Source organism: Nostoc sp. DedSLP03 (assembly GCF_034530815.1).
GTDB lineage: Bacteria > Cyanobacteriota > Cyanobacteriia > Cyanobacteriales > Nostocaceae > Nostoc.
Genome location: NZ_JAVRCK010000001.1, coordinates 1 through 13,911, shown reverse-complemented (window position 1 = coordinate 13,911; position 13,911 = coordinate 1). Strand labels below are relative to the sequence as shown.

The 13,911-nt window shown below is 42.4% G+C and carries 14 protein-coding genes; 8 read left to right on the top strand and 6 right to left on the bottom strand.

Annotated elements, in window-relative coordinates; genetic code table 11:
• Positions 1 to 18: 18 nt before the first annotated feature.
• Together RM368_RS00070 and RM368_RS00065 are read right to left on the bottom strand one after the other, a co-directional pair.
• Positions 19 to 576, bottom strand: a complete 558-nt coding sequence (locus RM368_RS00070; RefSeq protein ID WP_322692147.1) for a type IV pilin-like G/H family protein — start codon at positions 574 to 576, stop codon at positions 19 to 21.
• A gap of 204 nt (positions 577 to 780) precedes the next feature.
• A complete protein-coding gene (locus RM368_RS00065) occupies positions 781 to 1,347 on the bottom strand; it encodes a Uma2 family endonuclease (protein WP_322692146.1) in 567 nt (188 codons plus the stop codon).
• A gap of 180 nt (positions 1,348 to 1,527) precedes the next feature.
• Here RM368_RS00065 and trxB point away from each other — a divergent pair, with 180 nt between their 5' ends.
• Positions 1,528 to 2,898, top strand: coding sequence for a thioredoxin-disulfide reductase (gene trxB / locus RM368_RS00060; RefSeq protein WP_322692145.1), 1,371 nt, complete (start codon positions 1,528 to 1,530; stop codon positions 2,896 to 2,898).
• A gap of 241 nt (positions 2,899 to 3,139) precedes the next feature.
• Here the strand turns inward: trxB and RM368_RS00055 are convergent, their stop codons facing one another.
• A complete protein-coding gene (locus RM368_RS00055) occupies positions 3,140 to 3,427 on the bottom strand; it encodes a hypothetical protein (RefSeq protein WP_322692144.1) in 288 nt (95 codons plus the stop codon).
• A gap of 330 nt (positions 3,428 to 3,757) precedes the next feature.
• Here RM368_RS00055 and RM368_RS00050 point away from each other — a divergent pair, with 330 nt between their 5' ends.
• The 4 genes from RM368_RS00050 to RM368_RS00035 all read left to right on the top strand — a co-directional run bounded on the left by RM368_RS00050 (position 3,758) and on the right by RM368_RS00035 (position 7,725).
• Positions 3,758 to 4,654 carry an ABC transporter permease gene (locus RM368_RS00050; RefSeq protein WP_292726601.1) on the top strand — a complete coding sequence of 299 codons (897 nt, stop codon included), beginning with the start codon at positions 3,758 to 3,760 and terminating at the stop codon, positions 4,652 to 4,654.
• 80 nt (positions 4,655 to 4,734) lie between these two features.
• Positions 4,735 to 4,929, top strand: coding sequence for a hypothetical protein (locus tag RM368_RS00045; RefSeq protein WP_194043825.1), 195 nt, complete (start codon positions 4,735 to 4,737; stop codon positions 4,927 to 4,929).
• Positions 4,930 to 5,060: 131 nt separating this feature from the next.
• Positions 5,061 to 5,963: an ROK family protein gene (locus tag RM368_RS00040; RefSeq protein ID WP_322692143.1), complete on the top strand. Its 903-nt coding sequence runs from the start codon at positions 5,061 to 5,063 to the stop codon at positions 5,961 to 5,963.
• A 286-nt stretch (positions 5,964 to 6,249) separates the two neighbouring features.
• A complete protein-coding gene (locus RM368_RS00035; RefSeq protein ID WP_322692142.1) occupies positions 6,250 to 7,725 on the top strand; it encodes an ABC transporter substrate-binding protein in 1,476 nt (491 codons plus the stop codon).
• Positions 7,726 to 7,859: 134 nt separating this feature from the next.
• Here the strand turns inward: RM368_RS00035 and RM368_RS00030 are convergent, their stop codons facing one another.
• Positions 7,860 to 8,282 (bottom strand): hypothetical protein, encoded by a 423-nt coding sequence (locus tag RM368_RS00030; RefSeq protein ID WP_322692141.1) that lies wholly within the window; start codon positions 8,280 to 8,282, stop codon positions 7,860 to 7,862.
• A gap of 108 nt (positions 8,283 to 8,390) precedes the next feature.
• Entirely contained in the window at positions 8,391 to 10,028 is a 1,638-nt protein-coding gene (locus tag RM368_RS00025) for a CTP synthase (RefSeq protein WP_322692140.1), read from the bottom strand.
• Positions 10,029 to 10,112: 84 nt separating this feature from the next.
• Between RM368_RS00025 and RM368_RS00020 the strand changes: the two genes are divergently transcribed.
• The gene (locus tag RM368_RS00020) at positions 10,113 to 11,867 is read left to right on the top strand and encodes an N-acetylmuramoyl-L-alanine amidase (protein ID WP_322692139.1); all 1,755 of its coding nucleotides are present in this window, start codon (positions 10,113 to 10,115) and stop codon (positions 11,865 to 11,867) included.
• A 303-nt stretch (positions 11,868 to 12,170) separates the two neighbouring features.
• Entirely contained in the window at positions 12,171 to 12,548 is a 378-nt protein-coding gene (locus tag RM368_RS00015; protein ID WP_322692138.1) for a hypothetical protein, read from the top strand.
• Between the two features lie 78 nt (positions 12,549 to 12,626).
• Here RM368_RS00015 and RM368_RS00010 read toward each other — a convergent pair whose 3' ends face one another.
• On the bottom strand, positions 12,627 to 13,136 hold the full coding sequence (locus RM368_RS00010) for a pentapeptide repeat-containing protein (RefSeq protein ID WP_322692137.1): 510 nt from the start codon (positions 13,134 to 13,136) through the stop codon (positions 12,627 to 12,629).
• Positions 13,137 to 13,223: 87 nt separating this feature from the next.
• On the opposite strand from RM368_RS00010, the gene RM368_RS00005 reads away from it, so the two are divergent.
• Positions 13,224 to 13,733 carry a hypothetical protein gene (locus RM368_RS00005; RefSeq protein ID WP_322692136.1) on the top strand — a complete coding sequence of 170 codons (510 nt, stop codon included), beginning with the start codon at positions 13,224 to 13,226 and terminating at the stop codon, positions 13,731 to 13,733.
• Positions 13,734 to 13,911: the final 178 nt, after the last annotated feature.

Sequence of the window (13,911 nt, the reverse complement as noted above, 5' to 3'; positions counted from 1 at the left end):
ATCTACTAACTCACATATCTACTTAGATAAGCTGGTGAAGCCAGTGGGGCAAGTCGGTGTTCCACTGGGAAAGTCGGCTGCTGCGAGTGTAACTATATCTGAACCACCATTAACTCTAGCTTTATCAGCTTCACATACAATAGCTATAGTGGTAGCTTCACTGGTAGCAGCTTGCGTTGCTACACCCACACCACCAATATAAGTTTTAAGAGGTGCAGTCCCAAGTATTACTCCTCCTTGGTTAGTTACTTGACTAGGCCTGCCGTCAATTGTGTACTGGTAATTTGATGTTTTTGTTGCAATACCAAGACCTAATTTCCCAATTTCACCAGCCTGTGCAAATGTGTTTTGTTCTAGGTAGAAAGCCTGTTGCGCGCGATTCATGGAACCCACGTAAGTTTTTGCTTCTGACTGCTTGGCTTTGTTAGCTTGGTTCAAGAAAGAAGGTAGAGCGATCGCAGACAAAATACCGATGATGATAATTACTACTAGTAATTCAATAAGTGTAAAACCCTCATTTTCATTCTTTTTGTTGAGGATGTGTTGGAGAAACTTGGCTTTTAATTCGGTTTTCATAAGTGTTTTCCTGGGGTAGGAAGTGCTTGGGTGTTCTAGATGTAACTTACCCAGCTGCGATCGCTTTCCTATCATTTCCAGAAAAAAAGTTTGGGGAGATACAGTTATACAATTCAGAATCCTTGTATTCCAAATGACACAGATATAACTAAGCCCCTGGTGTTCACCAAGGGCTAGATTCTTAATTTCATTTGTGAGAGTACTTTATTCAAACTCAGGTGGCCACAGTTCTGATATCGCCAGTTCCCAACCTGGCAGCAAGTCTGGTAGTGTGAGGATGTCGCCATTCTGCATCACCACTGGAGCTTGATTTATTCGATAAACTGTTACTGTCAAGTTGTCAGGGTCAATCAATATACCGACTGTAGACCCAAGTTGCAAGAATAGCTGAATCTTCTCTTCAAGTGGTTTGATTCTGTCGCTTTTAGATTTAATCTCAACCATCAAATCTGGAACTAATTCTACAAAGTCGCGCTTGGTCTTTTTCAATCTGTCAGCGCGGACAAACGACACGTCAGGGGCACGTAGGTTCCTTTTTTCCGAGTCGTCCTCTTCTATTCTAGGTAATATGAAGCCTGCGCTAGAGCCAGTCACTCGCCCAAGCTTGCGCGACATTACCCAAATATTTAAGAAGGTACTCAACCGAGTGCCAATTTCCTCTGACTCGTAATCTGATGGCCCCATAACTATGATTTTTCCCTCTACCAACTCCATCTGCCATTCTGGATGCTCGGTTTGTAGCTGCTCTAAGTCTGTAATAGTAAAAGACATAACACGACAGGAAATATTCTTATAGCTATCATAAATACTCCTCACACATCAAGCGGCAACCTATGAGCGCTGTCTCTGTATTCCCGATTTTTCTAACTTGCGATCGCTTCCCATCTGACGTAGCCAATCACAGTTTGTTATGCTATATTAAGCGTAGTCGTTATGAGTTCATATATTTTCATGAGTAACCCAACTGTAGAAAACTTGGTAATTATCGGTTCTGGGCCAGCAGGGTACACAGCTGCTATCTATGCCGGACGTGCTAACCTGAAACCCGTTGTATTTGAAGGTTTTCAAGCCGGGGGATTACCTGGTGGACAACTAATGACAACGACAGAAGTTGAGAATTTTCCGGGATTTCCTAAAGGAATTACCGGGCCGGAACTGATGGATCAGATGAAAGCGCAGGCGGAGCGCTGGGGAGCTGAACTATATACTGAAGATGTTATCTCAGTTGACTTGAGTCAGCGTCCCTTTACAGTGCGATCGCAAGAAAGGGAAATTAAAACCAACAGCATAGTTATTGCTACGGGTGCGACAGCAAAGCGTTTGGGTTTACCCAACGAACACGAATTTTGGAGTCGGGGTATTTCCGCTTGTGCAATTTGCGATGGTGCAACACCAATTTTCCACGGCGCAGAATTGGCTGTGATTGGTGCTGGTGACTCGGCGGCGGAAGAGTCAATTTACCTCACCAAATACGGTTCTAAGGTAAATATGTTGGTACGCAGCGATAAAATGCGGGCTTCTAAAGCTATGCAAGATCGCGTTTTGAACAACCCGAAAATCCAAGTGCATTGGAACACAGAAGCCGTGGATATCTTCGGTAATGGTCACATGGAAGGGGTGAAAGTTCGCAATACTAAAACTGGTGAAGAGAGCCAACTGCACGCTAAAGGTTTATTTTACGCCGTTGGTCACAGTCCCAATACCTCTCTATTTAAAGGACAATTAGAACTGGATGAGGTAGGTTACGTTGTCACCAAGCCTGGTTCTGTAGAAACCAGTGTAGAAGGCGTTTTTGCTGCTGGCGACGTACAAGATCATGAGTTTCGCCAAGCAATTACGGCTGCGGGTACTGGCTGTATGGCGGCGATGTTAGCAGAACGTTGGTTGTCATCTAGTGGCTTGATTCAAGAATTCCATCAACAGCCTGAAACAAAAGATAATGAATTAGAACATCAGCCAGCCAAAAAGACTGAAGCTGAGGAAGAAGCTGGATTTAATTTGGATGGGACGCGCCATGAGGGAGGTTATGCTTTACGAAAATTGTTCCATGAAAGCGATCGCTTACTCCTGGTTAAATACGTTTCTCCCGGTTGTGGTCCTTGTCATACCCTGAAGCCAATTTTAAATAAAGTGGTGGATGAATTTGACAGCAAAATTCACTTTGTGGAAATTGACATCGACAAAGACCGAGATATTGCTGAAAATGCTGGTGTGACAGGAACGCCAACAGTTCAATTGTTCAAAAATAAGGAACTGGTGAAGGAAGTCAAAGGCGTGAAGCAAAAGAGCGAATATCGCCAGTTGATTGAAAGTAATCTTTGAGATAGTAGGTATTGGACAGTTCCCAATATCCAACACCTGCCATAGCCCAATACGTTTGGATTATAGGTTATTGGTGTAGGTAATTGGTATTTTAAGACGCGATTTATCGCGTCTCTACATTAGCGTTTTGTTGCTCATTCTGAACTGTATTGCGTCATAGCCGACAACTTTACTGCTCATTTTTTGCATCTTGATATAGGTGCAAAGAATGAGTATATCTCCTAAATTGAGCTAATTAATATTAATTATCTTGATGACGATCGCTTGTATCTTGCTCAGTTTCTAGTAGCCGTGAAATCAGCATCTCTGGTTTTCTACTAATAACAGACTTAATTTTATCAATAGCAATTACTTCACTGATTTTCACAACCATTTCCCAGAAAGTATCCTCCTCTGTATCTTTGTTGTAAGTTCTATGTTTAAAGGACAATAAATCATCCCAAACTCCGATAATTGTGGCGAAATACCACTTATCTCTCACTAGTATCCAAATTTCTTGTTCTAAGTAAGTCTGTAGAAGAGGTTTCACAATGACTAAGATAATAAAAAATATTGTGCTACATATTAATTAAGTATTAACAGCCAAGACCACAGTTAAAATACTGAAAGTGTTTCAAAAAAATCAAAGGCTGCATCATCAAGATGACTGATTCGCTGATCGAGACAATCACGAATATAGTAGTACTCTGAATCGGAGTTAAAAGCACTGGCAAAAATAAAGTATAATTTCACCTCTAACTCAGTCTATATCTGTATCCACGTGAAGTAGTCGGACTTTTATTTAAAGATGTTTACGCAATCCCCTATCTAAATATGTAAAATGGTCAGCGTATCAAGCTTTGCTTTAGGCGATCGCTTTATGGCCATTACAAAACGGCGACTACCAACATTTTTACAGTTTGGCAAAAGTCTCAATCTTTCGCAAAAACTCATGCTCATTGGGTTAGCCATTACCCTATTTTTCATCTTCCTGGCATTTTTCGCTCCCGTATTGCAGGCTTGGGGATGGCTGCAAAACCCCAAAGATTTTCTCTCTAATCCAATTCACGAGCCACCCTCAGCTAAACATTGGTTTGGTACTAGTCGTTTGGGTTATGATGTATTCTCTCGGACATTGTTCGGCGCTCAAGCTGCTTTGCAGGTGGTAATTTTGGCAACAGCACTGAGTATGATTATCGGTGTGCCTTTGGGGATGCTGAGTGGTTATCTCGGCGGTAAATTGGATAAAGTGCTGCTATTTATTATGGATAGCATCTACACCTTACCGGGACTGCTGCTGTCTGTGACACTGGCCTTTGTGGTGGGGCGTGGGATATTGAATGCAGCGATCGCTATTAGCATTGCCTACATCCCTCAATACTATCGCGTTGTTCGTAACCACACCGTGAGCGTGAAAACTGAAGTGTTCATCGAAGCTGCTCAAGCAATGGGCGCTTCTACTTGGGTTGTGCTTTCTCGTTATTTGTTTTTCAACGTCATTCAAAGCGTACCCGTCCTATTCACGCTCAACGCCGCTGATGCGATTTTGGTGTTGGGCGGTTTAGGCTTTTTGGGGCTAGGACTTCCCGAAGAAGTGGCAGAATGGGGACATGATTTAAAACAAGCCCTAGAAGCTCTACCTACTGGCATTTGGTGGACTACACTTTTTCCTGGTTTAACGATGACATTCATGGTGGTAGGGTTATCACTACTTGGTGAGGGGTTAAATGAATTTGTCAATCCTCGATTACGGAGAGAAAATAGAATCCGACAATAGTCATTGGTCATTGGTCATTAATTTTAGACAAAGGACAAATGACAAATGACAAATGACAAATAAACAATACAGAGATTTGTATGAAAGATAATCTAACGTTAATTGCTGCCGCTACTGGCGGGTTTATCCTTTCTTTTGCTCTTGCTGGTATCTTAAGAGGTGCGCCAATTACAGCTTGGCAAGAGCAATCTAGTGTTCGTACTATGACTGTTGCTAATTTACGAGTCGCACCCAATAGGACAGAAAATTTAGAATATTTTCGTGCCAAATCCTAAAACCCTGATGAATTCTTGATTTTGAACTCGACGATCGCCAATAGGCAATGGGTGATAACTGTTCACCAATTACCAATGCCCAATGCCTCATACCCAATTACAAATGACAAATGACAAATGACAAATGACAAATGACAAATGACAAAATTCAAGTAATTGGCATTGATGTCGGGGGAACAGCAATTAAGCTGGGGCGTTTTGCAGATGATGGTACTTGTCTGCAATCTTTAACTGTGGTATCTCCTCAACCAACAACGCCGGAAGCGGTGTTGGCGGTTCTGCTAGATGCGATCGCTCAAATCGATCCAGATAATCAAGCTGTTGCGATTGGTGTTGGTACTCCTGGCCCAGCCGATGCCGCCGGACGCATTGCCAAAATCGCTATTAACTTACCTGGATGGATCGATGTGCCTTTAGCAGACTGGTTAGAAGCTAAAACTGGCAAACCAACTGCGATCGCTAATGATGCTAATTGCGCTCTTTTGGGAGAAGCTTGGCTGGGAGCCGGTCGCCACTTTCAAAATCTGATTCTGCTAACTTTAGGTACTGGGGTTGGTGGCGCAATTATCCTAGATGGCAAATTATTTATTGGACATCAAGGAGCCGCTGGGGAGTTGGGTTTAATTTCCTTAAATCCCGATGGGCCAATTTGTAATAGTGGCAATCGAGGCTCTTTGGAACAATATGCCTGTGCTACTGCAATTCGCCGCCGCACTCTCAAGGAACCCATCGAATTGGGTTTTCTTGCCCAACAAGGAGATGCCGCAGCATTGACTTTTTGGCAAGAATATGGTGTTTATTTAGGAGTTGGTTTGACGAGTTTGATTTATGTACTGACACCACAAGCGATCGTGATTGGTGGCGGTATCAGTGGTAGCTTTGAGTTTTTCTTACCAAGTGTGAAGGCAGAAATTGAGAAGCGAGTGCAGCCTTTATCACGAGAGGGTTTACAAATATTGCCAGCAAAGTTAGGCAATTTTGCAGGAATATTAGGTGCAGCAAAGTTGGCATGGCAAAACTATTCAAGATTTTAAATTATTAATTTTACTTTTTACTCAGCACAAGCTCAACGCCCCGCTGACGCTAACGTTATACCGTTTCACCTTAAAATTGATACAGATGGCAGGCTGTTCTTGAGCAGGGAAGGCAGGGGAGGCAGGGGAAGCAAGAAAAGTGATTTGTATCAAAAATTTCGTGAAATGGTATTACTCTAAGCCAAGGTACTGTTTCAGTGAGTGAAAAGCAACTATTTAAGCTTGAATAAGCACTATGTAATGTCAGAAGATGCAGTAAAGATGTTTTTCTGGCAAAAATCATAAAATGAGCATGTTATTCAGAACCAAAGCCAGTCCAATGGCTAAAGGCTTGAAGTATCAGCAAAAAGTCAAGCAAACTTTTACCGTAATGCTCATAAGAGCTAGGCATCGCTACATACTCGTGGCATTAATACTCAGCTTGATAATTCTTGCCTGCATTAACATCTTAAAATCTACCCAATCTTCAGTCACCGAGTCTCCTATTAACAGTAAAGTCCTGAAGATTTGGTCAGATAAAGGTTATACCTTGGAAGAGGATGAAGCGCTCCAGAAAATCATTAGTAACTGGGAACAACAAAGCGGCAACAAAATTAAACTTACTTTCTATACTAACGATGAATTGCCACAAAAGACTCAAAGGGCACTTCAGGCAGGTAATTCACCCGATCTCGTCATAAATAGCAGTGCTGAGAGGGAGCTGTATCCACGTCTTGCTTGGGAAGGTAAATTGGCAGATGTCTCTGATGTAATTGAGCCAATCAAAAGTATTTATTCTGAAGGTGTGTTGGAAGCAGTTCGTTTATATAACAACGTTGATAAGAAGCCGAGTTACTATGCAGTCCCAATTAATCAATTAACAATTCACATCTTCTACTGGCGAGACTTACTAGAGAAAGTAGGTCGAACTCAAAGCGATATCCCTAAAGAGTGGGATGCTTTTTGGGAGTTTTGGAAACAAGTGCAAGATGATTTACGCGCACAGCAAAAACAGAATATTTATGGGTTAGGCTTTCCTTTTTCCACTGGTTCTACAGATACCTACTACTTATTTGAGCAGATTTTAGAGGCCTACAATGTCCAAATTTTAGACTCCCAGGGTCAACTTCTGCTCAACGATCCCAAGGTGTATCAAGGTATTGTTAAAAGCTTGGAGTGGTATGCGAAATTTTTCCAGCAGGGTTACGTACCACCAGACGCAGTAAACTGGTTAAATCCAGACAATAATCGCAGCTTACTCAATCATGGCGTGGTTATGACGCCTAACAGCTCGCTTTCGATTCCTGCTGCTGTTCGCCAAGATTCTGACACCTATCGTCATAAGCTTGGTATCTTAGAATTTCCGAACAAACCTAATGGTCAACCGATGCGCTTCTTAGTCTCGATTAATGAAATAGTTTTGTTTGCCGAGTCTAAAAACCAAAAGGTAGCCAAAGACTTTCTCGCATATTTAATTAAACCTGAAATAATAGGAAACTATCTCAAAGCTACCGGAGGTCGGTATCTACCAGTAATGAAGTCTGTTTGGAAAGATCCTTTTTGGACAAATCCAGCAGATCCTCATCTTTCCACTGCAACTCAAACATTAACTAAAGATACTCGTCCATTTTATATTGTCCAAAACCCTGCTTACAGCCTAGTTTTAGAAGAGAATGTTTGGGGTAAAGCTCTTAATGGAATAGTTGTCAATAGCATATCTCCAGAAGAAGCAGCAAACACGGCAATTGAGCGGATAAAACAAATTTTTGAGGAATGGCAGTGAGCGATAAGTAGAATCGCGTAAATATTTGTAGTTGGGATGAGGCAAAAGGCAGAAGTTCTAAAATATTTGAATTTTGAATTTTGAATTTTGAATTTTTAATTGTTAATTTTACCTTGTTCTGCTATATAGGAATTTCAAGACAAAGAATATCCTGTTTCTTTTTGAACGTATTTTACAACTTTTTCATAAGATTCAGGATTACTCACAGGGTTGATGATAATAGGAATAGTGCCATCTGGCAACCAAAAAGTTATCCTGCCGTTCGGTTCATGACAAAAGGAACTGATGCAGTTGAGATTAATGACATATTCATTTTTTTCGTAAATTATTTTCACCCAGTGGGCACGCTCTAATTCTAATCCTGTCACGCATTCTAAATAATCGAGAATTTTTTGATAATCGTCCAGGTTATTTTGTGGGTTAATTATTATGGGAATGGCACTATCGGGTAGCCAAAAAGTAACTCTGCCATTCAGTTCATAACAAAAAGCATGGACACGTTCAAAATTTACTACATATTCTTTCCTCTCGTAAAGGATTTTCACCCAGTACGCCACAACATCTCCTCAAGTCCGAAATTTACGAATGATGCACCCTGAATATCCAAATCTACTGAAGTCTTAAGTTAATGTTGCAATTAATTTGGAATTTTGAATTTGGAATTGTTATGACACCTCCAATGGTGTTGGTGTGCTAGATGTTGAAAGTGAAAGAGCGATCGCTGTTTGAATGAATCCTTTAAATAAAGGATGAGGTGTACTGGGGCGTGATTGAAATTCTGGATGAAATTGGCAAGCAAGAAAGAATGGGTGCTTGGGTAATTCCACAATTTCAACTAAACGTCCATCGGGAGAAGTACCACTAATTACATAGCCAGACTTTAACAACAAATCGCGGTAAGCATTGTTGAACTCATAGCGATGTCGATGTCGTTCGTAAATTACATCTTCTTGATAGAGCTTAAAAGCTAAAGTATCAGGGAGAACACGACAAGGATATAATCCTAAGCGCATTGTACCCCCTAAATCCACAACTTCCTGCTGTTCTGGCAATAAATTAATTACCGGATTAGTTGTGTAAGGGTCAAATTCAGCACTATTAGCACCTGTTAATCCCCCGACGTTTCTGGCCCACTCAATCACAGAACATTGCATTCCCAGGCATAAACCCAAAAAGGGAATTTGGCGATCGCGGGCGTATTTAATCGCGGCAATTTTGCCATCGACTCCTCGAACCCCGAAACCTCCTGGTACAACTATGCCATCAACACCTTCGAGATAATTTTCGGCTGGTTCCGTTTCCAATTCTTCTGAATTCACCCAACGCAGGCGCAGTTTGCCATAAGTGGAGATTGCCGCATGGTTGAGCGCTTCCACTACAGATAGATAAGCATCACTTAACTGCACATATTTACCAACGATCGCAATTTCTACCTCGTGCTTGGGACTATGCAAACGTTGTACCAGGGTTTGCCACTGCGTTAAATCTGGTTTACGTTGTTCCATTTGCAGCAAGTTCAGCACTTGTTCTGCCATTCCTTCCCGTTCTAGATTTAGCGGGACTTCATAGATACTTTTGGCATCTTGGGAAGTGATGACGCATTCTTCCGGTACATCGCAAAATCCCGACAATTTCTGCTTTAATCCCTTCGGTAAAGGGCGATCGCTCCGACAAACTAAAATATCTGGTTGAATGCCAATGGATCTGAGTTCTTTAACTGAATGCTGTGTCGGCTTAGTTTTCATTTCACCCGCAGAGGCAATCCACGGCACCAAAGTTACGTGCATATACAGCACATTCTGCCGTCCCACCTCTTTGCGGAACTGGCGAATTGCTTCCAAAAACGGCAGTGATTCAATATCTCCCACCGTCCCGCCGATTTCTGTAATTACTACAGAAGGATTTGTACTTTTAGCAACTCGCAGAATCCGGTCTTTAATTTCATTGGTAATATGAGGAATTACCTGTACAGTACCGCCATTGTAATCTCCGCGCCGTTCTTTATTAATGACTGCTTGGTAAATTGAGCCAGTAGTCACACAATTTAAGCGCGACATTGAGGTATCGGTAAAGCGTTCGTAATGCCCCAAATCTAAATCTGTCTCCGCACCATCTTGGGTAACGAATACTTCCCCATGCTGAAAGGGACTCATCGTCCCAGGATCGATATTGATATAAGGGTCGAGTTTGAGAATCGACACCGAATATTCGCGCGACTTGAGCAAACGCCCTAGACTTGCTGCTACAATGCCCTTACCAATACTGGAAACTACGCCTCCAGTAACAAAGATAAACTTAGTCATAGTAGTTTGAATTTCTAACAACTTCTAAAAATACATCCCGTCATTGTGCCACAGTTGTTGTGGTGTCATCTTCTGTGATTTGCTGTGAAAAACCTCTTAGGATTAGTAATATTAAGCTGTATTCTCACCTCCTCGGTAGCATTGGCAGAGCCATCTCTTATAGTCGTTTTTCCCCAGACAAACTACCAGACAAGTGCCCAAAAAATCTTCTTTCTGGGCACTGCACCACCAGATGGTCAGGTTTTGATCAATGGTAAGCCAATTACCCGCAGCAAAGCTGGTCATTTTTCCCCTAGTTTCCCCTTGCAGTTGGGGGAGAATCTTTTTACTGTGCGTCGCCAGAATCAAGAACTTAAGATTAAGGTGATCGGGCTTAACGCTAGCCCGGAACTACCACAGGGGGTAGCCTTTGCGAAAGATTCCCTGACGCCCGCAGTTGACATTGCCAGATTACCAGGAGAAGTAATTTGTTTTAGTGCGATCGCACCCCCTAACGCTAATGTCTCTGTAATCCTGGCTAATCAAACTATTGCCCTTTTACCACAACCTCAACAAGCACAACTACCAAGTAATTTGGCAGCTTTGACAGGGCGAAATCAGCCTCATGCCCAGTCTAGCGTAGGCAACTATCAAGGTTGCACCACAGGGGCAACAGCCGCCGATCTAGGAAAACCTCAATTTCAACTGACGCTTGATGGCAAGACGATAACTCAACCAGGATCTGGTAAGATTGAAATCCTCTCAAGAGCACAGTTGCCAGTTTGTGAGGTTACAGTAGAGTTAGGCGTTGCTCGTACTGGGCCTAGCACCGATTATTCCCGACTCACACCACTGCCCAAAGGCACACGCGCCACAGTTACAGGTAGGGAAGGTGAATGGTTGCGCCTAGATTATGGCGCTTGGATTAATAGCAAAGAAACCCGCATTCTACCTGGTGCAGTTCCGCCACAGACAATAATTCGCAGTGTCGGATACCGTCAACTCCCTAGTGCGACAGAGATAGTTTTCCCCTTGCAAGTTCCCGTACCGGTGAGCGTACAACAAAGTGAGCAAACTTTCGCTCTCACTCTCTACAATACTACTGCCCAAACGGACATCATTCGCCTGGATGATGACCCCCTAATTTATCGCCTAGACTGGCAACAGGAGGCTCCAGGACAAGTAAAATACACCTTTAACCTCAAAAAAGCTCAACAGTGGGGATACAAGCTGAGATACGACGGTACAACCCTGGTTTTGGCTTTGCGTCATCCGCCTAAAATTGGGAACACAAGACGCAAGCTTTTAGCTAATTTCAAGATTGTACTAGATCCAGGGCATGGCGGTAAAGAAACTGGTGCCAGTGGGCCAACTGGATATTTAGAAAAAGATGTCAATTTGGTGGTATCCAAGTTGCTGCGCGACGAGTTGGTGAAGCGAGGGGCAACGGTGGTGATGACGCGGGAGGACGACAAGGAAGTTTCGCTAGTAGAACGTCAAACAATTATCAGTCGAGAGGAACCTGCGATCGCTATTTCCATACATTACAACTCTCTACCCGATGATGGCGATGCCGAAAAAACCAAGGGATTCGGCGCTTTTTGGTATCAACCCCAAGCACACAGTCTCGCAATGTTTTTACACAACTATGTAGTCAAAAAAACCGATAGACCTTCTTATGGTGTGTTTTGGGATAACCTGGCGCTGACACGTCCGACAGCTGCACCATCGGTGTTGTTGGAATTGGGTTTTATGAGCAATCCCGATGAATTTGAGCAGGTGGTGAACCCAGAGGAACAGAAGAAAATGGCAAAAGCGATCGCTCAGGGGATTACTGAGTGGTTTAGGACTGTGAGATAAATTTGCAGGTAGAACTAGACTTTACGAAGCCGAGCATCGTCAAAAGCATTGCTACTGTATCAATCTAGTCAAATGGAAGTTCAGTTGTTCCTGCGAGATGTCTTTAGGTGAAACTAGAGGCTGTGACAGAAAAAGTAAAAATTTTGAAAAGTATTGCAGTTATTTATATAGTCCTTTATGCTTCCCATCAGGTATTACGAAGTAGTATAACACCTTGCTATATCTTGATTTCAGTGCTTCTACCCTGCCAGAACGGCTTTGATTGCGGATAGAAATATATGAAATCTTATATTTTGAGAATCTATGTATTTTAAAATCGGCGGTATAGTGGGAGCGATCGCTATTTTATTAAGTAATTGCAGTGCGTTCGCTCAAGATGCAGAAAGATATATTACTGTAGGGCATGATAAATTGGGAAACAGCGTAGCTCTGGACACGGAAACGATTAAGGGCACAGTATACAAGCTTTACGGTATCTATGGAGATGGCATCTTCGAGACTACCTTTGATGCATCGTGCAAAGAATCGCGCCTGTTTCGCAATCGCATTGCGATTTACGGGCCAGAAGGACAGCTACTTGAAGAGGATAAAGAAAAAGGAGAAATCCCTTTTGTAGCAAGTTCTTCACCAGGCAAAGGTATGAAATTTGTTTGTCAAAAGATTGGTGCGAGTGGTTGGTAGTTGCTCAATATTTTATGAGTAGGGAATGGGAAATAAGCAATGCACAATGCCCAATGCCCAATTCCCAGCTAAAAAATACTAAGGACAAAACAACGTATCACGCGTATCTCGTCCTGTAACGGGATTAGTCCCTTTGGCAAGTTTGCACAATTTTTTTTGCTCATCGGGACGCAGCAGCGTATCGGTAAAATCTGCCCCATCAATGATTGCACCATCAAATCTCGCGTTAGCAGCAAACGCACCCTCCAGCAGTGCATTTGTCAAATTTGCTCTGACTAAACGAGCCGAGTCTAAAGTGGCATTTCTCAAGTCAGAACCCTCTAAATTCGCAGACTCTAAATTTGCTGCAAAGAAGCTGACACCGTTCAAATTAGCTCGGCTAAAGTTGCTCTGGCGAAGATTAGCTTTAGTAAAGCTGGAGTCTGTTAAATCACGTCCTGAAAAATCAGCATCAACCAAAATTTCTTTATTATATTCAAGTGCCAAAGCTGTTGGAGTAAAACCGACTGTTACGGTGATGCCAACTATTACCCAGAGGAATAAGCTGAGTATACTTGCCCAAATCCGGGCGCTTAACTTAGAATTCATTCTATTTTTAGCCAATGGCGAACCCTCCTCCATCTCATTATCCTTGAGTCAGAGATTTTAGCGCAAAAATCCTTTAAAAATATTTTTATGAATCCTAATTCAAGTTCATACGACGATTTGAACGTTGCCTTTGCACGACTTCAGGCTATTGAGTGGGATACGTTAGGAATGGGGGAGAAAGACGAAAGACTTACAGAACTGATGTTAGAATTTCTGTCGCGGGTAAGGCAATGGGTAAAGTTTTTGCAGAGCGAACAGAAGCATATTTTTGAAAATCTTGCTGTCCAGATTCGCCCTGACATTGAACTCCCGTCTCCCCTAATGCAATGGCTGGACGAGTTATACAACAGGGAACCATACCAGCGTGGTAGAACCTATCTTGTACAAGGGGTAGGTAATTACTTATTTTGGTGTCGTCTACGGGAATTTGATGCAGTCCCCGCGAATGGTCTTCCTGACCCTTATGAGCCGTTCATCACTTTTTTGGAATGCGGTGGTGGCATATATGTCGAGCATCACCTTTTTATGGATATTTACCCCAATTATGATCACTTTATTTTGACTGTTGGGAATGCCACGCCAGCAAGTGAAGAATAAGCACATCATTGGGAGGATGATTTCGGGTAACTGCTAGAAACTCTTATTTTCCTGTTGAATTAAATAACCAAGAATACTAAAGTTTATATGCATTATCCAAATATTGGTGAATTAGGAGAAGACCTATAGGAATCATATTTGATTTCTGAAAAAGACTACGAGATAATACGGAGGAAGA

Bases quoted from the DNA above. Each gene is read 5' to 3' on its own strand.
- RM368_RS00070 (WP_322692147.1), bottom strand. From the start codon at position 576: ATGAAAACCGAATTAAAAGCCAAGTTTCTCCAACACATCCTCAACAAA.
- RM368_RS00065 (WP_322692146.1), bottom strand. From the start codon at position 1,347: ATGTCTTTTACTATTACAGACTTAGAGCAGCTACAAACCGAGCATCCA.
- trxB (WP_322692145.1), top strand. From the start codon at position 1,528: ATGAGTAACCCAACTGTAGAAAACTTGGTAATTATCGGTTCTGGGCCA.
- RM368_RS00050 (WP_292726601.1), top strand. From the start codon at position 3,758: ATGGCCATTACAAAACGGCGACTACCAACATTTTTACAGTTTGGCAAA.
- RM368_RS00045 (WP_194043825.1), top strand. From the start codon at position 4,735: ATGAAAGATAATCTAACGTTAATTGCTGCCGCTACTGGCGGGTTTATC.
- RM368_RS00040 (WP_322692143.1), top strand. From the start codon at position 5,061: ATGACAAATGACAAAATTCAAGTAATTGGCATTGATGTCGGGGGAACA.
- RM368_RS00035 (WP_322692142.1), top strand. From the start codon at position 6,250: ATGAGCATGTTATTCAGAACCAAAGCCAGTCCAATGGCTAAAGGCTTG.
- RM368_RS00025 (WP_322692140.1), bottom strand. From the start codon at position 10,028: ATGACTAAGTTTATCTTTGTTACTGGAGGCGTAGTTTCCAGTATTGGT.
- RM368_RS00015 (WP_322692138.1), top strand. From the start codon at position 12,171: ATGTATTTTAAAATCGGCGGTATAGTGGGAGCGATCGCTATTTTATTA.
- RM368_RS00010 (WP_322692137.1), bottom strand. From the start codon at position 13,136: ATGAATTCTAAGTTAAGCGCCCGGATTTGGGCAAGTATACTCAGCTTA.
- RM368_RS00005 (WP_322692136.1), top strand. From the start codon at position 13,224: ATGAATCCTAATTCAAGTTCATACGACGATTTGAACGTTGCCTTTGCA.